Origin of the sequence: Picosynechococcus sp. NKBG042902 (assembly GCF_963864045.1) — a bacterium.
Lineage (GTDB): Bacteria > Cyanobacteriota > Cyanobacteriia > Cyanobacteriales > MRBY01 > MRBY01.
Map to the genome: position 1 here is coordinate 1 of NZ_CAWLTV010000070.1, position 19,245 is coordinate 19,245.

Consider the following 19,245-nt stretch of genomic DNA (forward strand, 5'->3'; position numbering starts at 1 on the left):
TAAGCCTCAGCGTGAAAATAACAGAGATCAAAAAACTAGGGAATACTGGTGGTTATTTCCAAGAGCTAGGCCTGCAATGCGTCAAGCAATCGAGTTACTAGCTCTTTACTTTGCAGTTCCTAGACATTCTAAATGGTTTATTTTTATTCCTTGTAAATTAGATTGGCTTCCTGCTGATTCAACAACTGTTGTGGCTTCGGATGATTTTTATGTGTTGGGAATTTTGACATCAGATGTTCATCGCCAATGGGTCAAGGCCCAAAGCTCTACCCTCAAAGGTGATACCCGTTACACCCACAATACTTGTTTTGAAACCTTTCCCTTTCCCCAGACTGCGAGCGCAAAACTCACCCAACAGATCCGCCAAGCGATGATCGATCTCCATGACTACCGCACCGCCCAAATGGAAGCCAAACAATGGGGGATCACCAAACTTTACAACGCCTTTTTCGACGAACCTGCCAGCCAACTCTATAAACTCCACAAAAAGCTTGATGCCCTTGTGCTCAAAGCCTACGGCTTCAAAAAAGACGACGACATTCTCGAAAAACTTTTAGACTTGAACCTTGCCCTGGCCGAAAAAGAAAAAAATGGCGAAAATATAGTTGGCCCCTGGGCGATCGATAACCCACTAAAATAATTAGTTCAACCAAATTCTATAATCTAATAAAACGTTTTATTTCTCAATTTATGATTCGGAATTATGGCCAAAAATGATTATCGATCAAATTAAACATAAGCTCAAAAAAGGACAATTTGAATTTAGTCGTCATGCTTTTAAACGGGCAGTTGAAAGAAATATCAGTGAACAAGAGTTAAAAGAAATAGCCGACACCATAGAAATCATTGAAGATTACCCTGACGATAAATATTCCCCTAGTTGTCTTTTGCTTGGATTTACCTATAATAATCGCGCTTTACATTTACAAGTTTCAAAATTGGAAACCAATTTATTAAAAATAATCACTCTATACGAACCAGATTTAAACGAATGGGACAATTACAAAATAAGGAGAAAGTAGAAATGTTTCAATGTCATGTCTGCCAATCTAAGCATTCAAAACAAGAAGTGACCAGTGAAGTTTTTCAAATCAACGGTAAATTTTATTTAGTTGAAAATATCCCTGTGGAAGTCTGCCAACAGTGCGGAGAAGAAACTTTTAGTCGTGAAACAACAGAAAAAATCCGCAAAATGCTCCATGAAGATCAACAGCCAGCAAGAACAATCACAATGGACGTTTTCTCCTATCAAGCCGCTTCTTAGAATCTTGTTCTGATCAATGGAAGGATTATGCAATTTGATGTTACTGGATTGGCTGCTGAACAAATTAATCAACTTCAAGTCATCATTAATGCTTTCAAGTCTAAAAATCAACTGAAAAAAACCACCTCTTATCATCAAGAAAAAGACATCTTAGAAGCACTTACAGAAAGACCCATTGAAGTAAGTGGATTCTTGAACCGTGAAGAAATCTATAATTGTCATCCAGTGAACCTTAAAGCCGTTGACTAACTTTTTTCAAACGTAGAGCATTGGTCACCACCGAAACAGAACTAAAGGCCATGGCCGCCCCAGCGATCATCGGGTTCAGGAAAATCCCCCAAGCACTGAGAATCCCCGCAGCGATGGGAATACTGGCGACATTGTAGAAGAAGGCGAAAAAGAGATTTTGTTTGATATTGCGGAGGGTGGCGCGACTCAGTTTAATCGCCGTTAAAATCCCGGCTAAATCCCCAGAAATGAGGGTGAGATCACTGGCGGCGATCGCCACATCGGTGCCCGTGCCGATGGCAATCCCTAAATCCGCCTGGGCCAGGGCTGGAGCGTCATTAATGCCATCTCCCACCATGGCGACTACTTCCCGTTGGCTTTGGAACTGTTGCACCACAGCAGCCTTTTGGTCGGGGCGCACCTCTGCTTGCACCTGATCAATGCCCACCTGTTTGGCGATCGCCGCGGCGGTGCGGGGATTATCTCCGGTGAGCAGGACAACCTTTAAACCCAGTTTTTGCAACTGTTTGACGACGTTGGGGCTAGTGGGTTTAAGCTGGTCAGCCAGGGCAATCAGGCCCGCGAGGTGCTGGTCAATGGCGACCCAAATCACCGTTTTCCCTTCGTTTTGCCAGGCTGTTGACTGGGCCTGTAATTGTGCTGTGTCAATGCCTAGATCCCGTAGCCAATGGGCCGTACCAATGTAGATATTTTGCTGCTGAATTGTGGCCTGTACCCCTTGCCCCGTTTGGGATTGAAAATTTTCCAGGGGCACGAGGGGAATATCCTTTGCTTGGGCGTGCTGAAAGATTGCTTCCCCCAAGGGATGCTCCGAAGATTGTTCCACGCTGGCGACCCAAGACCACAGTTGCGCCTCATCAATCAGGCTGTGGCAGTTGGTGACGCTGGGTTTCCCCTGGGTAAGGGTACCCGTTTTATCGAGGACAATAGTACTGAGGTGAGCCGCAAGTTCGAGGCTTTGGGCATCTTTAATCAAAATGCCGTGCTGGGCACCAACCCCCGTACCGACCATGATCGAGGTGGGCGTCGCTAAACCCAGGGCGCAGGGACAAGCAATAATCAAAACGCTCACCAGGGTTGTGATCGCCAGGGAAAGATTACCGGCGATCGCCCAAAGGCTAAAAGTAACCAGCGCAATCACCAGCACTGCGGGCACAAACCAAGCGGTCACTTGATCCGCTAACTTTTGGATCGGTGCTTTGCTCCCCTGGGCTTCCTGGACGAGGCGAATAATCTGCGCCAAAACCGTATCTTCCCCCACATGGGTCGCCTTTAGGATCAAACGGCCTGTTTTATTCAACGTCGAACCAATGACGCGATCGCCAACGGTTTTTTCCACGGGCAGCGATTCCCCCGTCACCAAAGCTTCATCGAGGGTAGAATCCCCTTCTAAAATTTCGCCATCCACCGGAATTTTTTCCCCCGGTCGGATCAACAGGCGATCGCCCACCTGCACCTCTTCTACGGGAATATCAACGGTAGTTTCGCCCCGCAGCACCCGCGCCGTTTTCACCTGGAGGCCCATAAGTTCACGAATTGCCGCCGCCGTTTTCCCCCTTGCCCGTCGTTCTAAAAAGCGCCCCAAGAGGATCAAGGTAATAATGACCGCCGCACTTTCAAAATACACATCCCCCGTCAAACCCCAAGTCTGGAATTGGGCCGCAAACACCGTCGCCAGCACCGAATAGCCATAGGCCACCCCCGTCCCCAGAGCCACCAGGGTATTCATGTCAGCGGTGCGATTTTTGAGACTTTTCCACGCCCCTGTAAAAAAGCCCTGGCCCGGCCAAACCATAATCGGCGTCGTTAAGGCCCACTGCAACCAAGGATTGTGCCACCAATGGGCGATCCCCGGAATATTGACTCCTAGCATCATCGGCAGACTGCCGATTACTAGCACCGCACTTAAGGCTCCCGCCAACCAAACCTTGCGGCTGAGTTGGCGCAGTTGCCGCGCCTGTTCCCGTTCCTGTTGGTCTAACTGACTTTGGCGATCGCCTGCCATGAGGGGAATTGCTTCATAGCCCGCATCACTGACCACCTGCTGGAGGGTTTCGCCATTGAGTTGGCTGCCGTCAAATTCCACCCTTAACTGCTCGGCAGCAAAATTCACTTGGGCAACCTGTACCCCGGCGGTTTTTTGGAGGGCGGTTTCGATGGTGGTGGCACAGGCAGCACAGCCCATCCCTTTGATCTGAAACTGGCGGGCTTCCATGGCGAACTTTCCTCGATGATTCAAGTGCTGGCTCCAGGATAAAAGCTCTAGTGCACTGGAGAGTCAAGGCCGCAATTTCACGTTTTATGAAGCGGGTAGAATTTCCAATTGGCCCATCATGCCGAGGTCTTCATGGTCGAGAATGTGACAGTGGTAAACCGTCTTCCCTGCAAAATCCCGGAAAGCGATTCTGATTTTGACCGTTTCCCCGACCCGCACCAATACCGTATCCGCCCAGGCAATATTTTCTTCCGGTACACCGTTGCGGCTCACCACTTGAAAGCCATTCACATGGACATGGAAGGGGTGATCCATTGTGCCCGTATTCACAATTTCCCAATCCTCCACATCGTTCAAGCGGACGGTGGTTTGGGGTTGATCCCGGTAGGCTTCCCCATTGATCAAAAAAGCCATTCCCTGTCCTGGTACCATGCCATGGTTCAGGGTAAAACGACGGGTTCGGCTCGGCTCCGGTAAAGGTTCAACGGAAATTAATTGGGCGGGAATTTGCACCGGGGCGAAGGTTTGAGCACTGGGGGTAAAATCGGCGATCGCCACAGTGGCATTGTTGTATTGCTGGCCCATCATCCCCATCTGGGCGCGTTGATAAGGAAGGTTGAGTAAATGGATCGGCGTTTTCGGTAGATCCTGGGTTTTGATGAGCACCTCCGCCCGTTGACCTGGGGTTAAAAGTAATTCATCCCGCTCCAGGGGTTGAGAAAAAGCACCACCATCTCCAGCAATTTGCATTAACTTTTGGCCATAGAGTTGGAGACGATAGAACCGCGAGGGGGACGCATTTAGCAAACGCAGCCGCACCAGGTCTTTGGTCACAGCGATTTCTGGGTGAAAAAGGCCATTGACCGTAATTAGATTCCCTTCTCGACCCGCCATCAAATTCATGTGGGAGCCCATCATTCCTTGGGGTGGGCGATCACGGTTAAAATCCTGGAGAACGAAAAATTCCTCTTGGGCGGCACGGATTTCTGGCAGTTCATCCAAGTCCCCCCGCACAACGATCAGCCCAGCTAACCCCTGAAATAACTGTTCGGCGACAAAACCATGGTGGTGGGGGTGGTACCAGTAAGTGCCAGCCCGCTGTTGGGGATGAATTTCCAGTTCGTAGTGAAAAGTTTCCCCTGGTTCGATGTGGAGGAATACATTATCCTGGTTGCCCTCTGGGGAAAGATGCAGTCCGTGGAAGTGTAGATTTGTCGGTTGATCGAGGCTATTTTTAAAGTGAATAATTAGGCGATCGCCCGGTTGAACTTCTAGGCGAGGGCCAGGGAGCTGACCGTTGTAGGTCATCATGTTGCGCGTGGGTTCTCCCCCAAGGATTACATCTTCATAGCGGGCTTCGAGGTTAATTTCCAGGGAACCTCCCTCACTGCGATAAATCTCTGATGCTGTTGCCGCCAAAGGGCTAGAGGTTTTTCCCGTCAGGAGATTGCGCCCCTGCCAAAGCAATGCTCCCGTTGCGCCCAAGGCCGTTAAACCGAGAAACTCACGCCGCTTAATGCCCATTGTCTGTAACCCTTAATTACCTGGATATTCCTGAAAGACAGAAGTCGTACCATCTTCATGGAGCGCGAGAACTTGGTAGGGCTGTTGGCGATCGCCTGCTTCCATCCCCGGAGAGCCGATGGGCATTCCTGGCACCGTTAACCCAAGCACATCGGCAGGAGGATTTGCTAAAAACCGTTGAATATCGGCGGCGGGAATATGACCCTCAAACACGTAACCATTGGCAATGGTGGTGTGACAAGACGCAAGTTCTGGGGTGATGCCAAATTGTTCTTTGATGGCGGTGATATCCGGCTGGATGTTGTCTGTAAAGGTGAAACCATTGGCTTCAGCATGATGCACCCAGGCACCACAACAACCGCAGGTGGGCGTCCGGTAAACCTCTGCGGCGATCGCCTGGCTGGGCACCGGTATTTGACTTTCAACAAGGCGGCGTTGATCTCCCTGGGCCTGGGATTGACTAAAGGCCGCGATCCCACCAACACCCAGTAAAAGAGCGATCGCCCCGACAGCAAACCAAGATTTTTTCACCATTACTAACACCGCAAATACAATTTACTTTCATCATAGACTCTCCCCTCAGCTAGAAAGTCAACGGGGTCAGGCGATTCAATAAGATATTGAAAAGTAAGTTTGGTTTTTGTGATGGACGTTCTAACAAACAATTGGGTTGTGGCGATCGCCTTGAATTCAACCCTGATTTTGTTTGCCTTTTTAGTGCCGAAAAAGTTACTAACCTCCTGGGGTTATCTCCACGCTTGGCTGTTGGGGGTGTTGGTGTGGGGTTGTCTCGGTTGGCAGGGCTACGGGGTGGTGATGTTTTATTTCCTCGTGGGGGTCGGGGTAACAAAAATTGGCAAAAACATTAAAGAAGCTGCCGGGATCGCTGAAGGTCGGGGCGGCTTGCGGGGGCCAGAAAATGTTTGGGGTTCGGCCTTAATTGGCACTATTTGCGCCCTGGGCACTCTAATTGCGCCAGAAACCATTCAACCTCTACTCTTGCTCGGTTATGTGGCGAGTTTCTGCACAAAGCTCTCGGATACCAGCGCCAGTGAAGTGGGTAAAGCCTACGGGAAACGCACATTTTTAATCACCACTTTCCAAGCCGTCCCTAGGGGCACAGAAGGGGCCGTGAGCTTAGAAGGAACCCTAGCTGGGATGGTGGCTTCGGTGGCGATCGCCTTGGTGGGGTATGGGGTCGGCTTAATCGATCCTCTGGGAATCTTCTGGTGTGTGGTAGCGGCTTTTGTGGCGACGAATATCGAAAGCGTAATCGGCGCAACGGTTCAAGAAAAATTTGCGGTTCTTACCAATGAGGTGGTGAACATTCTCAATACTTTGGTGGGGGCAACGGTGGCGATCGCCTTAGCTTCGTTATATTGGGCGGTAACTTCTTAGGTTTTAAATCCTCTTTTTAAAAATTATTTTGTGCAGTACTGATGACGACTTTTAACCCAGAAACCCAAATCACCAAGCCTTCTCCCCTCTCGAAAACCAAATTTCTTTCCATTGGCATCTCCGCCCACGGCACCATTGCGATTGGTATCTCTGCCCACGGGATCGTTGCGATTGGGGTTGCCACCCACGGCATTATTTCCCTAGGAGTTGTGGCGATGGGGGTGATCTCCTGTGGCCTGGTTTCCATGGGAGCCTTGAGTGTGGGGGCCGTTTCCATGGGGCTTTATTCCTTTGGGCGGCAAAATATGACTCTCAACCAGCCCCACCAGCACAGTTTACCGAGCGAAAACTCAACGATGCCCACCGCTGCACCGCTGGCAGAACCCAGCCATGACCACAGCCATTAGGGACTATTTTTGCGGTTAGCTTTCAGGGCAATAATTTCTTCGCAACTCACCCGCTTCAGGTTCATATCCCGGCCATTGCTAAACACATTGCGATTCAACGTCCAGGTTTCCTGGGAGTTTTGCACATCGTTTTCAATGTTGGTGACAACGGCGGCGCTTAGGGTTTCTGTGTCCAAGACCCCGGCAATTCTTTGATTGTAGGAAGTGTAGTAGCCTGCTTCATCGTTGGTAATCGTCGCTTCTAGGGTGCCGCTGACATCGTTTGTGGGTTCTACGAGCAGTTCGGCGATCGCCTGGATGGTTTGCTCTTCGGTGCGGTAGCAATAGGCCCCGGCCTCTAGGGTCGTTTTATTGGTGATCTTGGGGGCGGCACTGTCGGCGGGCGCATTTTGGATCGGCTCCCCCTGCACCACCAGATTATCTTTGGGGGGGCTATTGTTATTTTTCGCGTTAGGAACTTGGGGCGCATTTTCTACGGGGATTTCTTCCGTGGGCAGGGGTTGAGACTCAGGGACAACGGCCTCCTCTGGGGAATTTTCACCACCACCACAACTACTCAGCAGCATCAAAGTCAGCAGCAGAACTGGCCCCCAAAATTTTGTCCTGTGTTGGGCAGAGAACAACGCAACCATAATTTTCCCCAGGGTAAATCGTGACTCTATTTTATCGAGCGGCCTGGGCCGAGAGCGGCGAAGTCGGGGAAATATTTAGGTTTGGCCCAGGGCAGCCCGTTGGATTTGGGCGGCCACCTGGAGAGCGTACAAACTTTGTTCTGGCTGAATGTAGAGGGGTTTGCCTGCGGTTAAATAATCCAGCACCGCCACCGTATCCTGCAAAAAGACGCCGCGCCGACTGCCCGCATCGAGGTTTGTTTGGCGATCGCCTTGGGTGAGAATGCCTTGGTTGCCGTTGAATTCTAAAGTGCCTTTTTCGCCATAGAGACTAAAACGGCGATCGCCTGTGGGGATCAAGACTCCTTTACCGTAGGTGAGATGGGCAATCACACCACTTTGAAACTTCAGTTGCGCCGTACAGAGGCAATTTTGGTAGTAGCCGGGCAACTCTGCCGGGAGAAATTGGGCCGCCCCGGTGACTGTTTCGACCGTGCCAAAGAGATCCAGCAATCGGTTCACCCGCGACAGGGCCGCCACAAAGGGAAAACCATAATCTTCGTAGTGATATGTCCAGTGGGGTAGGGTTTTCGCTTTGGGAGCAAGGGTAATGTAATGGCCATAGGCGATCGCGCCCAGTTCCGGTAAGGTCTGCCGAATCGTTTGGTGCAGTCCCCCCAACAGTTCAATATGCTCCACATGGAGGAGTCGTTTTTTCGCCTGGGCCAGTTGAATCAATTCAGCCGCTTCGGTGGGATCGAGGGATAAAGGATATTCCACCACTACATGTTTACCCGCTTCGAGGGCCGCCCGCACCACTGCCCCATGGCGTCGGTTGACCGTACACACAACGATTAAATCCAAGTCGTCCCGCTGGATCAGGTTTTCCCAGGAGGCGATCGCCGCTAAATCATAGTTGCTGGCGAACTGCTCCCGTGCCGTTTGCCATTGACCCGCCACGGCCATTAGTTCTGCCCGTCCATCCCGTAAAAAGGCCTCTGCCCGCCGTTTAGCTGCGTAACCAGTACCGACAATGCCCACTCGAAATTTTGCCATCGCCTAACACTTTTTCCTCAAACTGCTGTGTGCTTGCTGGGGCAGGTATTTTCCCGGAGCCCCCAAACGGGTTTAATGGAAACTGAAAACCCTAGTTGCAAAATTACATTACCGCAATGGCAAGTTACGAAGTTACTCTGAAAACCCCCGAAGGTGAATATACCGTCAGCGTTCCCGATGATATGTATATCCTCGACGAAGCCGAAAACCAAGGGATCGATATTCCCTATTCCTGTCGGGCCGGGGCTTGTTCTAGTTGTGCCGGGAAACTGATTTCGGGCACCGTTGACCAGAGTGATCAAAATTTCCTCAGCCCTGAACAGGTGGCCGCAGGTTATGTGCTCACTTGCATCGCTTACCCCACATCTAACTGTGTGATCGAGACTCACAAAGAAGAAGATCTCTACTAATTGGGCGATCCAGCGGCGATCGCATAAGTATTCCTGATGCAGTTTTAAAGGAAGATGACAAGGGGCGATAACCACATTCCATGACTTAGGTCGCTGAAGCACTCGGATTTGCAAGCTATAGGGATTCTTCTATTGCCCTAATTTTGTTGCTCCAAAAGACATAAGCCAGTCTTATATAAAGTGTGTGGGCTAACTTCATTCCTAATGCGACATTCGTTCTCTTTTGTTTTCCTTTATCATCAGAAAATGATCCATCAATTTCAGAAGGCATTGAGTGGGTTGCCCAAGGCTTAGGCCCAAGCACACTCTCGAATGGCCGGATGAAATCCTTGTAAACACCCTGTTACACCAGAGGAAACACTAATGGCTACATATAAGGTTACACTCATCACTCCCGACGGCGAAGTATCCTACGACGCTCCCGATGATGAATACATTCTAGACTCCGCCGGTGATGCTGGTTATGACCTTCCTGCATCCTGCCGTGCCGGTGCTTGCTCCACCTGTGCTGGTAAGATCGTTTCCGGTACTGTTGACCAATCCGAACAGTCCTTCCTCGATGATGATCAAATTGAAGCAGGTTACGTTCTGACCTGTATTGCTTATCCTCAATCTGATGTCACCATCGAAACTAACAAAGAGGAAGAACTCTACTAGAATTTCTCGGCCCACCTTGGGCAATTAGATAAATAGAACATTTAGAAGTGTTTCCCCTGGGAAGCGCTTCTATTTTTTTGCGCCTCGGGTTCAAGCACAAAAAAATCCCCGACGGATCGGGGACTTAGGGATATTACTTCATTGAAAACTGCACACAAATTTAGCGCAGGGGGCTTAATTCTGGGGCTTGTAAAGTGGCGATGGGTTCGCTGGGTTGCTTGGCGATCGCCTGGGCCTGACGCACGCTGGTATTGAGGGTTTGGGTTTTCGCATCGTACATTTGCATCAGCAGTTTCGGATAGAGTCCCACGCCGATAATCCAAACGGTAAAACAAGTGGCGATAAAGATTTCCCGGGGTCGCGCATCTTCATAAATGGCATTGCTCGGTAATACGCAGTCATTCCCAAAACACACGGGGGCATTCCCGGCGATCGCCACATTGGTCGGTTGACCAAGATCGCAACTGAGATCCATCTCGCGGGTGTAGAACATTTCCCGGAGCATCGAGAGCAGATAAATGGGCGTGAGGATTACGCCGACGGCAGCAAGGAAAACCGTAATTGTACGGAAGGTTGCGCTATAGGTATCGCTGGTGGCGAGGCCCACAAATACCGAGAGCTCTCCCACAAAACCACTCATGCCCGGTAGTGCCAGGGAAGCCAAAGCCCCCACCGTAAACATCGCAAAAACCTTGGGCATAACCTGACCAAGGCCCCCCACCTCCGCAAGGACCATCGTCTTCGTGCGATCATAGGTCACCCCAGCGAGGAAAAAGAGCACCGACGCAATCAGGCCGTGGGAGAGCATTTGCAGCATCGCCCCATTGATCCCTAGATCCGTAAAGGAGGCAATGCCAATCAGGACAAATCCCATGTGGGACACAGAGGAGTAGGCGAGGCGGCGTTTCATGTTGGTCTGGCCAAAGGAACTAAACGCACCATAAACAATATTGACCACCCCCAAAATCACCAACAGGGGCGCAAACCGCACGTGGGCGTCGGGTAGCAGTTCCATATTGAAGCGCATGAGACCGTAGCCCCCCATCTTCAGCAGGACGCCAGCCAGGAGCATGGAAACGGGAGAGGAAGCTTCGCCATGGGCATCGGGCAACCAGGTGTGGAGGGGAAAAATCGCTAACTTCACGCCAAAGGAAACTAACAGCCCAGCATAGAGCCACATTTGTAATCCCAGAGGATAATCCTGTTGGGCGATCGCCCCCAGGTCAAAATTCGGGCCACCGGGAAGATTTAAGCTCAGGGCCAGGGCCGCAACGAGAATAAAAATAGAAGCTGCGGCTGTGTAGAGGAGAAACTTCATCGCTGCATAACGACGGCGTTTCCCGCCCCAAATACAAACGAGGAGATACACAGGGATCAGTTCGATCTCCCACATTAGGAAGAATAAAAATAAATCCTTGGCGACAAATACCCCAATCTGCGCCGAATAGAGCAGCAGCATCAACGCATAAAAAAGCCGGGGGCGTTGATTGACTTGCCAGGCCGAAAACATTGCGAGGGTCGTCACAAAACCGGCAAGGAGAACAAGGGGCGCGGAAATTCCATCTACCGCTACACTCCACTGAATTCCCAAGGACGGCAGCCAACTATAACTTTCTGCCAATTGAAACTCCGTCGCCTGGGGGTCAAAATGTTGCCAAAAAGCAAAGCACATCAGCGCAAAATCGACTAAACCGACGATTAGGGCGTACCAACGTACAGTTTTTCCTTCTTTATCAGGAAGCAACGGGATCAATAGGGTCGAAAGAGCTGGCAGGGCAATGATTGCCGTCAACCATGGGAAATCTGGTGCCATGAGTTGTTCGCTTCTATATGTAGAAATGTTTAGAATCCCAGCATCATACCAAAGAGGTGTGCTTTCTCCGCAAAATGTCGCAATCCCCCTGCCCAAATCCTCCCTTGAGGGAGGTGGTCGAAGACCGGAGGGTGCCATTCTCCCCTCGCAGGGGGAGTTAGAGGGGTGTTCTCAGTCAGTTATTGATAACCCACCCGTAGCCCCTCCCAGGAGGGGATAATTAGCCGGTGCACTGGAAAGTTCTAAAAATCCTCCCTAGAGGGAGGTGCCGAAGGCGGAGGGTGACTATTCCGTTAGGGGAGCTAGAGGGGTGTCCCTAGAGACAGTACCAAGCAGAATTCGATTGATTATTACTAGCCCATCATGAATAATGTTGGGTGATTCAACCGCAGCAAAGCAAAGTCCGTGCTAGACATTAAACTCCTCCGCGAAAATCCGACCCTTGTCCAAGAACGCCTCGATGCCCGTAAAGCGGGAGAATACGATATTCAACCAATTCTTGATCTAGATATTCAACAACGCACCCTCGAAGGCGATCGCAGCCAACTCCAGGCCCGCAGCAATGAGATCGGTAAACTCATCGGCCAAAAGATTAAAGGCGGTGCCGATCCCAAAGGCGAAGAAATTGCCACCCTCAAAGCGGAGGGGAATGAAATCAAACAAAAGCTCGCTGACCTCGAACCCCAGGAAAAAGAACTCAAAGCCCAAATTTACAATCTGCTGTTAGCGCTGCCGAATCTGCCGGATCAAAGCACCTCCGTGGGCACCAACGAAACTGAAAATGTCGAAGTGCGCCGCTGGGGAGAAGAACATAAGCCCACCAATGAAAACATCTTGCCCCACTGGGAAATTGGTGAACAGCTTGGCATCCTCGAATTTGCCCGCTCCGTAAAAGTTGCCCAAAGTCGCTTTGTGAGCCTCGTCGGTGCAGGAGCAGCCCTAGAACGGGCTTTGATCAACTTCATGTTAGATCAGCAAATTGCGGCGGGCTATGTGGAAGTAATGCCCCCGGTGTTGATCAATAGTGACTCCCTTACTGGAACAGGACAACTGCCAAAATTTGCCGAGGAAAGTTTCCGCTGTGCTGACGATGATCTCTGGCTAACTCCCACTGCTGAGGTGCCCGTCACAAATCTCTACCGCGATGAAATTCTCGAAGCGGAAAATTTGCCCATTTACCATTGTGCCTACACCCCTTGTTTTCGGCGGGAAGCAGGTAGTTATGGCAAAGACACCCGTGGGCTAATTCGGCTGCATCAGTTTAATAAAGTCGAACTTGTAAAATTTGTCCATCCTGAAACCTCGGCGGCAGAACACGAAAAACTCGTTGCCAATGCCGAAGCGATTCTCCAAGCCCTCAAGCTGCCCTATCGCGTTCTTGAACTCTGTAGTGGCGATCTCGGTTTCAGTGCCGGGAAATGCTATGACCTGGAAGTGTGGCTTCCCTCCGCAGACACCTACCGGGAAATTTCTAGTTGTTCTAATTTCTATGATTTCCAAGCGCGACGGGCGGGGATTCGCTTTAAGGAAGCAGGGAAAAAAGGCACCCAGTTTGTCCATACCCTCAACGGTTCTGGGTTGGCGATCGGTCGCACCATGGCGGCAATCCTCGAAAATTATCAACAACCGAACGGAACGGTAGCTGTACCGGAGGTGCTGCGGCCCTACCTTAAGCGTGATTTTCTCTAGTCCATACGGGGTCACTGGTGCAACAACTGATTCTCTGGCAACTGATTAATTCAAACTTTCCCCTTGGAGCTTATAACTATTCGGAGGGTTTGGAATATTTGGTAGAGTCGGCTGGATGTTCTGAGATAGGAAGCTTTCAGGATTGGTTGGGGTTGCACCTGCGTTATGGTTCGATCCGCGCTGAAGTGAGCGTTGTGCTGCGGATTGTACAGGCGATCGCCGCTGATGATTTGACCCAATTGCAGTATTGGAATAGTTGGTTGAATGGGACGCGGGAAACCAAGGAACTCCGGCAACAAAGTATCCAGATGGGCAATAGTTTGTTGAAACTATTGGGGGATTTAGACGAAAACAAACGACCACAGCTAGGGGCTTGCCGGGAGCAGATCGGCAAAAACTGCCATTATGCGATCGCCTTTGGGATAGCGATCGCCCTCTGGGACATTGAGCCGCACCAGGCCGTTTTAGGTTATCTCCATAGCTGGCTGAGTAACTTGGTGAGTGCGGGAGTAAAAATGATCCCCTTGGGTCAGACCCAGGGCCAACGGATCATCTACCAGTTACAACCCCTAATTGTTGAGACAGCAGAGACTTTGGTGACACAAACGGAAATGGATCTTTATGCCTGTACCTGGGGTTTAAGTTTGGCGAGTATGAACCACGAAACCCAATACACCCGCCTTTTTCGGAGTTGACCCCCAGGGGTTAAGATAAGGGGCATTCTTTTTTTCGGTGAATGGCTCAATGACGATGCACCTCAAGCTCGGCTGGCTTTACCCCACCCTCATGGGCACCTATGGCGATCGCGGTAATGTGATTTGCCTAGAAAAACGCGCCCAATGGCGACAGATTACCGTTGACGTGATCCCCCTCGATAAAGAAGCGCCCCTAAACGCTTGGGAAGAGGTCGATCTGATTGTGGGCGGCGGCGCCCAAGACCGCCAGCAGGAGATTGTCATGCGGGATCTCCAGGGGGCCAAGGCCGAACAATTAAAAGCCCTCATCGCGGATCAGGTGCCAGGCGTCTTCACCTGCGGTTCACCACAACTGCTCGGTAAATATTATGAACCTGCCCTCGGCCAACGCATCGAAGGTCTCGGCATTTTAGATCTTGTCAGCAAGCATCCGGGCTTTGGGGCAAAACGTTGCATCGGGAATGTCGCCTTTGAAATCACCGCTGAACCCCTCGCCACAGAATTAAAGGTCAAGCTCGGCGATCGCCCCATTGCCATCGGCTTTGAAAACCACGGTGGGCGTACTTACTTAGGAGAGGTGCAACCCCTAGGAAAAGTCCTCAAGGGCTACGGTAACAACGGCGAAGATGGTTGGGAAGGGGCGTTCTACCAAAAGGCGATCGCCACCTATTCCCACGGGCCACTGCTACCGAAAAATCCGTTCCTGGCCGATTGGCTCCTCGAAAAAGCCCTGGAACGGAAGTACAACACCGAAATTCACCTTGATCCCCTCGATGATCAACTGGCCCGCCAAGCACGCCAGACCATGTTCCAGCGCCTCACATTGTCTGTATCGAGCAGCCCCATTTAAGCAACCCCGTTTAAACTTAGCAAGTAGACCCTTCTCACCAGCACTGCCTGACAAAACCAATGGAGAAAGATGCGAAAAGCCCCTTGATCCTGATCATTCCCTGCACCCTGTTAATGACTGTTTTTTTCAGTGTTTGGACGATCTGTGTGGTGGCGATCGCCTGTGTGGTGGCCTGGTATCTCTGGCAACAGTACCGCTGGCAACAACTCTCAATCACCCTCACCCCCGATTTCCGTCGCCTGATCGAAGCCAACCAAGGGAAAATTACCGTAGCCGACTTAACCCTTGCTACGGGCTTATCGGGGAATGATGTCCGTTGGTTTCTCGAACGCAAAGCAAAGGAGTACGCCGCCCAGGCTGTGGTTTATCAAAAAACAGGCATTGTTTATTATTTTTTGACGAGCGGTGCCCTGGGCAGTATGTTCAATGGCAGTGATCCCGAAATCCCAGAGCCAGATCCCCAGGAACCCACGCCACCACCCTTAACTCCAAAATCACCGCCAGCACCGATGATTCAAACGGAACTCGCGAAACGTTTTTCCGTACATCCCAGCACCCTCCGTAAACGCCGGGGCCGTGATAATTTTGCTGAATGGAGTCAGGCTAAAGATCCCGATAATATTTCCTGGCGCTACGATCCCAATACCCGTCAATTTTCGCCCCAGCAATAATCCTGTTCATTTTTACCCCCATAATTTAATTCATTCTCCCATGCCCGATCTGCACCAACATCGCCAACAGTTTCCTGCCCTCGCCCACAAAACTTACTTTAACTACGGTGGCCAGGGGCCGTTACCCCAGTCGAGCCTTAATGCCATCCTCGACAGTTATCACCAGGGCGATCGCCAGGGGCCTTTTTCCCTCGCCCAGGGTCAATGGGAAACGGGCATCATTCAAAAATTGCGGGGGGCGATCGCCGCTGAACTCCAGGCTCAACCCCAAAATATTGCCCTCACCGAAAATGTAACTGCTGGCTGCAACATTGCCCTCTGGGGAATCGACTGGCAACCGGGGGACGAAATCCTCCTCGGTGATTGTGAACATCCAGGCATTGTCGGCATTGTCCAGGAGATTGCGGCCCGCTTCGATGTGAAGATTCGCATCTGTCCCCTCTTCGACACCCTCAATGGTGGTGATCCTACGGCGGCGATCGCCCAACATTTAACCCCCCAAACTCGCCTCTTGGTGATTAGCCATCTTTTTTGGAATACAGGCCAGATATTGCCTTTAAAGGAAATTTGTACCCTCTGCCATAGCCAAAATATCCTGGTGCTGGTGGATGCGGCCCAATCCTTCGGGATGCTGCCCCTCGATTTGCCAGGGTTGGGGGTCGATTTCTATGCCTTTACGGGTCATAAGTGGTGGTGCGGCCCGGCTGGGGTCGGCGGACTTTATATTTCCACCGAGGCGATCGCCCAGCATCGACCGACCTTTATTGGCTGGCGGGGGGTAACCCAGTGGGAGACAACAACTGAAGTGGCCCTTGCCCAGGATGCCCGCTGTTATGAAGTCGCAACTTCCGCTTATCCTCTCTACGTTGGCTTAATGGAGGCGATCCATTTCCATCAACAATGGGGTGATACGGCCAGCCGTTATCAACAAATCTGCGATCGCAGTGCCTACTGTTGGGAAAAACTCAACGCGCTCCCCCAGGTGCAATGTCTCAAGGCTACGCCACCCGCTTCGGGGTTAGTCTCCTTTCAAGTCGATACCGCCCAAAGCCACAGTGATATTGTCAAGGCCCTCGAAGCCCAGGGGTTTTGTCTCCGGACGATCCGCTTTCCGGACTGTATCCGCGCCTGTACACACTACTTCACTACCACCGCAGACATCGACCAATTGGCGATCGCCCTCACCACCCTCACCTGAGGCTCCCAAAACCTTTTACATGAAACAGCGCTATATTTACTCATTATTGTTCCTATTACCTGGCTTCTCTGTCTCTCTACTGGGTACTTGGATCATAATGGGTACTGTCCTCGGAATACTCTGGTTATATGTCTTTGGCGACAATCCATGGCCAACGTGGATAGAGCCGTTGATATCTGTCTTGTTTTTGTTAATATTCTCTGGCTCATGGCTAACAATTACCGTAGCGGGCTACCGTGTCGGCAAAAAATTAGAGGCGAGGTCAGGGTTTAAAAGCAAACACCTTTGGCTATCTCTATGGGCAACCTTACTACCAATCGCGATTATCTTGCTCCATCAGTTGGGTAATGGCAACCTCGGCCCCAAATCTCCACAAGAACGTTGTCACGACTATTGTCGTTATCATGGCTATCTATCCAGCAGCACATCGCCACAGAACTCTGGCGGACAAACCTGTAGTTGCCTGGGACAGCATGGTGCGGTGGAAAGAATACAGCCGATTGATCAATTGCCACGCTGAAGGGCGGAAGCGGTCAAGGCAAAATCCCCAATTCCTGTAAACAGCGACGGGTAACCTCCAGGCGAGCGGAACCATCTTGGGGACTATTGATATCAATGTTGGTCGCAAAAAAGTACACATCATCGCCCCGTTCCACATAGCCCACATACCAACCGATATTCTGAACTCCGGGGTTCCCAAAACCAAACCAGCCTGTTTTGGCTCGAATCGTGTAATTGGGGGTTTGTTCAGCGATCATGATTTCCTTGACCATGGCGATCGCCTTTTCCGAAAAAGGTAATTCATTGGCATAGAGACGGCGCAAAAAGTCCACTTGACCTTGGGGGGTGATTTGTAATGTGCCATTAAGCCAAAACTGATCAATATTCTCTGGAGTGCCAATGGTTTGATTACCATAGGCGATCGCCTCGATCCACTGTTTCATCCGGTTATGGCCCGTCCGCCGTGCGAGGACTTGGTAAAACCACACCGCCGAATGTTTAAAGGCTTCCTTGAGATTCAGATCTCGATTCCACACCGGTAATTCCCGCGTAATCCCATCCCAGGTGAGCAACGCCAGCTCATGGGGAATGACTCCTGTTTCGAGGGCAATCAAGGAATTGGGAATTTTAAAAGTTGACGCGACCGGAAAGGCGGTGCGGTTGCGGTGGGCATTGTACTGAAAAGTCTGGTTGGCTTTCAGATCGTAGATTAGAATCGATCCCTCCAGCCTTAGGGCTTGGAAATGCTGCTGGAAATCAACCGTCTCCGATACTGTGGTAAGGGACGGGGGCGCTACTGCCAATCCTGGTGAATTGTTAGACAGGGTGTATATCCCCATGAAGGATAAGGAGGTTCCTATCAGCAATGCTACGGTTCGGAGGGGGATCAAGGCAGGCATAATTGCACAGGGTAATCGCTTATCACTTCATCCTAGGGCCAAAGAGTTACGTTGAATTTGGTTTCATGCCTTGTTTGTCGATGTTCCCAAAGAATCATTCAAGGCGATCGCCTACAATCAAACTTTGAAGATTCCATTGGTTTGTCGTTGCTATGAATTATCTGATCGCCGTATTCCCAGACCGTATGACCGCCGAAGAAGCCTATACCCAACTGGAAAAAGCTAAAGTTCCCACCAAAAGTCTGGCCATCGTTGGTCAAGGCTACCAAACCGCCGATGAATTTGGCTTTATCGATCCCTCTAAGCAGGGGCGCAAGCGAGCAAAATTGATGGCCTATTGGCTAATCCCCTTCGGTTTCTTTGGGGGTTTTGTCTTCGATTACATTACGGGGTTAGATACCTTCGCCTGGGCTGGTACACCGGGTAATCATATTGTTGGGGGTCTCGCTGGGGCTGTTGGCGGGGCCATGGGGAGCTATTTCGTTGGCACAACCGTTGGCTTGGCGGTGGAGAGTGGCGATGCCCTACCCTATCGCAATCGACTCAATGCTGGGAAATACCTCGTGATTTATAAATATGAGTTGAACAAATACCGCGATTTGGTGACCCGGCTCCTCCAGGAACAAAATCCGGAAAATCTCCAGGGCTATTCAGAATCTGGAGGGATGTAAGCCTCTACCATGGCCGATACGCCCCCACCCAAAAAATTAGCGGCCCTCGCTGTTGGTGAACAGGGAGAGCTTTTTGTAGAGCAGCACCTCGAAAGCCAAGGTTGGCAAATTGTCGCAACCCGTTGGCGCTGTCGTTGGGGAGAATTGGATCTGGTGGCGTTCCATGCCCAGACAAAAATTCTCGCTTTTGTAGAGGTCAAAACCCGACGACAGCACAGCTTGGATTGTCAAGGCTTACTGGCGATCACCCCCAGCAAACAACGCAAAACTATCCGGGCGGCGATGCAATTTCTCGGCAATTTTCCCCAATATGAAACCTACGGTTGTCGCTTTGATGTGGCCCTTGTCACCTACAGCAAAACTGCAACCTTTCCCCAGGATTTCCGCCTAGATACTTACTTGGAAGGGGCATTCGAGGCCGATGCGTCCTAGAATGTAGGGTGTTTTCCGTGATTCTTAAAGCCCTG

At 50.8% G+C, this 19,245-nt stretch carries 22 protein-coding genes; 15 read left to right on the forward strand and 7 right to left on the reverse strand.

Annotation, left to right across the window (positions count from 1 at the left end; all coding sequences use genetic code 11):
- The 4 genes from AACR41_RS08785 to AACR41_RS08800 all read left to right on the forward strand — a co-directional run.
- Positions 1-640, forward strand: a 640-nt coding sequence (locus AACR41_RS08785; protein WP_397427742.1) for a type IIL restriction-modification enzyme MmeI, incomplete at its 5' end; no start/stop codon positions are given.
- A 76-nt stretch (positions 641-716) separates the two neighbouring features.
- Positions 717-1,022, forward strand: a complete 306-nt coding sequence (locus AACR41_RS08790; protein WP_052349656.1) for a DUF4258 domain-containing protein — start codon at positions 717-719, stop codon at positions 1,020-1,022.
- Positions 992-1,264 carry a YgiT-type zinc finger protein gene (locus AACR41_RS08795; protein WP_223209903.1) on the forward strand — a complete coding sequence of 91 codons (273 nt, stop codon included), beginning with the start codon at positions 992-994 and terminating at the stop codon, positions 1,262-1,264. Before AACR41_RS08790 ends, AACR41_RS08795 begins: the two co-directional genes overlap by 31 nt.
- Positions 1,265-1,291: 27 nt before the next feature.
- Positions 1,292-1,513 carry a hypothetical protein gene (locus AACR41_RS08800; RefSeq protein ID WP_030006822.1) on the forward strand — a complete coding sequence of 74 codons (222 nt, stop codon included), beginning with the start codon at positions 1,292-1,294 and terminating at the stop codon, positions 1,511-1,513.
- Here AACR41_RS08800 and AACR41_RS08805 read toward each other — a convergent pair.
- The 3 genes from AACR41_RS08805 to AACR41_RS08815 all read right to left on the reverse strand — a co-directional run bounded on the left by AACR41_RS08805 (position 1,497) and on the right by AACR41_RS08815 (position 5,786).
- Positions 1,497-3,728, reverse strand: a complete 2,232-nt coding sequence (locus tag AACR41_RS08805) for a heavy metal translocating P-type ATPase (protein WP_030006823.1) — start codon at positions 3,726-3,728, stop codon at positions 1,497-1,499. The two genes, AACR41_RS08800 and AACR41_RS08805, sit on opposite strands and share 17 nt — an antisense overlap.
- An 84-nt stretch (positions 3,729-3,812) precedes the next feature.
- Positions 3,813-5,252 carry a multicopper oxidase family protein gene (locus AACR41_RS08810; protein ID WP_030006824.1) on the reverse strand — a complete coding sequence of 480 codons (1,440 nt, stop codon included), beginning with the start codon at positions 5,250-5,252 and terminating at the stop codon, positions 3,813-3,815.
- A 12-nt stretch (positions 5,253-5,264) separates the two neighbouring features.
- The gene (locus tag AACR41_RS08815) at positions 5,265-5,786 is read right to left on the reverse strand and encodes a DUF411 domain-containing protein (protein WP_030006825.1); all 522 of its coding nucleotides are present in this window, start codon (positions 5,784-5,786) and stop codon (positions 5,265-5,267) included.
- A 111-nt stretch (positions 5,787-5,897) separates the two neighbouring features.
- Between AACR41_RS08815 and AACR41_RS08820 the strand changes: the two genes are divergently transcribed.
- Together AACR41_RS08820 and AACR41_RS08825 are read left to right on the forward strand one after the other, a co-directional pair.
- Positions 5,898-6,650: a TIGR00297 family protein gene (locus tag AACR41_RS08820; RefSeq protein ID WP_030006826.1), complete on the forward strand. Its 753-nt coding sequence runs from the start codon at positions 5,898-5,900 to the stop codon at positions 6,648-6,650.
- Positions 6,651-6,691: 41 nt separating this feature from the next.
- On the forward strand, positions 6,692-7,057 hold the full coding sequence (locus tag AACR41_RS08825; RefSeq protein WP_030006827.1) for a hypothetical protein: 366 nt from the start codon (positions 6,692-6,694) through the stop codon (positions 7,055-7,057).
- Here AACR41_RS08825 and AACR41_RS08830 read toward each other — a convergent pair.
- Positions 7,054-7,689, reverse strand: a complete 636-nt coding sequence (locus AACR41_RS08830) for a hypothetical protein (protein WP_030006828.1) — start codon at positions 7,687-7,689, stop codon at positions 7,054-7,056. The genes AACR41_RS08825 and AACR41_RS08830 overlap by 4 nt on opposite strands.
- Positions 7,690-7,764: 75 nt before the next feature.
- Positions 7,765-8,724, reverse strand: coding sequence for a Gfo/Idh/MocA family protein (locus AACR41_RS08835; RefSeq protein ID WP_030006829.1), 960 nt, complete (start codon positions 8,722-8,724; stop codon positions 7,765-7,767).
- 116 nt (positions 8,725-8,840) lie between these two features.
- On the opposite strand from AACR41_RS08835, the gene AACR41_RS08840 reads away from it, so the two are divergent.
- Together AACR41_RS08840 and petF1 are read left to right on the forward strand one after the other, a co-directional pair.
- Entirely contained in the window at positions 8,841-9,134 is a 294-nt protein-coding gene (locus AACR41_RS08840; protein WP_012307921.1) for a ferredoxin, read from the forward strand.
- 363 nt (positions 9,135-9,497) lie between these two features.
- Positions 9,498-9,791, forward strand: coding sequence for a ferredoxin PetF1 (petF1, locus tag AACR41_RS08845; RefSeq protein ID WP_012307922.1), 294 nt, complete (start codon positions 9,498-9,500; stop codon positions 9,789-9,791).
- Positions 9,792-9,951: 160 nt separating this feature from the next.
- Here the strand turns inward: petF1 and AACR41_RS08850 are convergent, their stop codons facing one another.
- Positions 9,952-11,604: an NAD(P)H-quinone oxidoreductase subunit 4 gene (locus tag AACR41_RS08850; protein WP_030006830.1), complete on the reverse strand. Its 1,653-nt coding sequence runs from the start codon at positions 11,602-11,604 to the stop codon at positions 9,952-9,954.
- A 405-nt stretch (positions 11,605-12,009) separates the two neighbouring features.
- Here AACR41_RS08850 and serS point away from each other — a divergent pair, with 405 nt between their 5' ends.
- The 5 genes from serS (at position 12,010) to AACR41_RS08875 (ending at position 16,707) form a co-directional block, all read left to right on the forward strand.
- Positions 12,010-13,293 (forward strand): serine--tRNA ligase, encoded by a 1,284-nt coding sequence (gene serS, locus AACR41_RS08855; protein WP_030006831.1) that lies wholly within the window; start codon positions 12,010-12,012, stop codon positions 13,291-13,293.
- A gap of 14 nt (positions 13,294-13,307) precedes the next feature.
- On the forward strand, positions 13,308-13,988 hold the full coding sequence (locus AACR41_RS08860) for an urease accessory protein UreF (RefSeq protein ID WP_445260568.1): 681 nt from the start codon (positions 13,308-13,310) through the stop codon (positions 13,986-13,988).
- A 55-nt stretch (positions 13,989-14,043) separates the two neighbouring features.
- Complete coding sequence (locus AACR41_RS08865) at positions 14,044-14,838, forward strand: type 1 glutamine amidotransferase (RefSeq protein WP_030006833.1); 795 nt, start codon at positions 14,044-14,046, stop codon at positions 14,836-14,838.
- 113 nt (positions 14,839-14,951) lie between these two features.
- Positions 14,952-15,509, forward strand: coding sequence for a hypothetical protein (locus AACR41_RS08870; RefSeq protein WP_223209904.1), 558 nt, complete (start codon positions 14,952-14,954; stop codon positions 15,507-15,509).
- Positions 15,510-15,549: 40 nt separating this feature from the next.
- A complete protein-coding gene (locus tag AACR41_RS08875) occupies positions 15,550-16,707 on the forward strand; it encodes an aminotransferase class V-fold PLP-dependent enzyme (RefSeq protein ID WP_030006835.1) in 1,158 nt (385 codons plus the stop codon).
- A gap of 533 nt (positions 16,708-17,240) precedes the next feature.
- Here the strand turns inward: AACR41_RS08875 and blaOXA are convergent.
- Positions 17,241-18,011, reverse strand: a complete 771-nt coding sequence (blaOXA, locus tag AACR41_RS08880; protein WP_223209905.1) for a class D beta-lactamase — start codon at positions 18,009-18,011, stop codon at positions 17,241-17,243.
- A gap of 248 nt (positions 18,012-18,259) precedes the next feature.
- On the opposite strand from blaOXA, the gene AACR41_RS08885 reads away from it, so the two are divergent.
- Positions 18,260-18,778 carry a hypothetical protein gene (locus AACR41_RS08885; RefSeq protein ID WP_030006837.1) on the forward strand — a complete coding sequence of 173 codons (519 nt, stop codon included), beginning with the start codon at positions 18,260-18,262 and terminating at the stop codon, positions 18,776-18,778.
- 9 nt (positions 18,779-18,787) lie between these two features.
- The gene (locus tag AACR41_RS08890) at positions 18,788-19,210 is read left to right on the forward strand and encodes a YraN family protein (RefSeq protein WP_030006838.1); all 423 of its coding nucleotides are present in this window, start codon (positions 18,788-18,790) and stop codon (positions 19,208-19,210) included.
- The last annotated feature ends 35 nt before the right edge of the window (positions 19,211-19,245 follow it).

Excerpts from the sequence above, each read along its gene's own strand:
- AACR41_RS08795 (WP_223209903.1), top strand. The coding sequence starts at position 992 with ATGGGACAATTACAAAATAAGGAGAAAGTAGAAATGTTTCAATGTCAT.
- AACR41_RS08800 (WP_030006822.1), top strand. The coding sequence starts at position 1,292 with ATGCAATTTGATGTTACTGGATTGGCTGCTGAACAAATTAATCAACTT.
- AACR41_RS08805 (WP_030006823.1), bottom strand. The coding sequence starts at position 3,728 with ATGGAAGCCCGCCAGTTTCAGATCAAAGGGATGGGCTGTGCTGCCTGT.
- AACR41_RS08810 (WP_030006824.1), bottom strand. The coding sequence starts at position 5,252 with ATGGGCATTAAGCGGCGTGAGTTTCTCGGTTTAACGGCCTTGGGCGCA.
- AACR41_RS08815 (WP_030006825.1), bottom strand. The coding sequence starts at position 5,786 with ATGGTGAAAAAATCTTGGTTTGCTGTCGGGGCGATCGCTCTTTTACTG.
- AACR41_RS08820 (WP_030006826.1), top strand. The coding sequence starts at position 5,898 with ATGGACGTTCTAACAAACAATTGGGTTGTGGCGATCGCCTTGAATTCA.
- AACR41_RS08825 (WP_030006827.1), top strand. The coding sequence starts at position 6,692 with ATGACGACTTTTAACCCAGAAACCCAAATCACCAAGCCTTCTCCCCTC.
- AACR41_RS08830 (WP_030006828.1), bottom strand. The coding sequence starts at position 7,689 with ATGGTTGCGTTGTTCTCTGCCCAACACAGGACAAAATTTTGGGGGCCA.
- AACR41_RS08835 (WP_030006829.1), bottom strand. The coding sequence starts at position 8,724 with ATGGCAAAATTTCGAGTGGGCATTGTCGGTACTGGTTACGCAGCTAAA.
- AACR41_RS08840 (WP_012307921.1), top strand. The coding sequence starts at position 8,841 with ATGGCAAGTTACGAAGTTACTCTGAAAACCCCCGAAGGTGAATATACC.
- petF1 (WP_012307922.1), top strand. The coding sequence starts at position 9,498 with ATGGCTACATATAAGGTTACACTCATCACTCCCGACGGCGAAGTATCC.
- AACR41_RS08850 (WP_030006830.1), bottom strand. The coding sequence starts at position 11,604 with ATGGCACCAGATTTCCCATGGTTGACGGCAATCATTGCCCTGCCAGCT.
- AACR41_RS08865 (WP_030006833.1), top strand. The coding sequence starts at position 14,044 with ATGCACCTCAAGCTCGGCTGGCTTTACCCCACCCTCATGGGCACCTAT.
- AACR41_RS08870 (WP_223209904.1), top strand. The coding sequence starts at position 14,952 with ATGACTGTTTTTTTCAGTGTTTGGACGATCTGTGTGGTGGCGATCGCC.
- AACR41_RS08875 (WP_030006835.1), top strand. The coding sequence starts at position 15,550 with ATGCCCGATCTGCACCAACATCGCCAACAGTTTCCTGCCCTCGCCCAC.
- AACR41_RS08885 (WP_030006837.1), top strand. The coding sequence starts at position 18,260 with ATGAATTATCTGATCGCCGTATTCCCAGACCGTATGACCGCCGAAGAA.
- AACR41_RS08890 (WP_030006838.1), top strand. The coding sequence starts at position 18,788 with ATGGCCGATACGCCCCCACCCAAAAAATTAGCGGCCCTCGCTGTTGGT.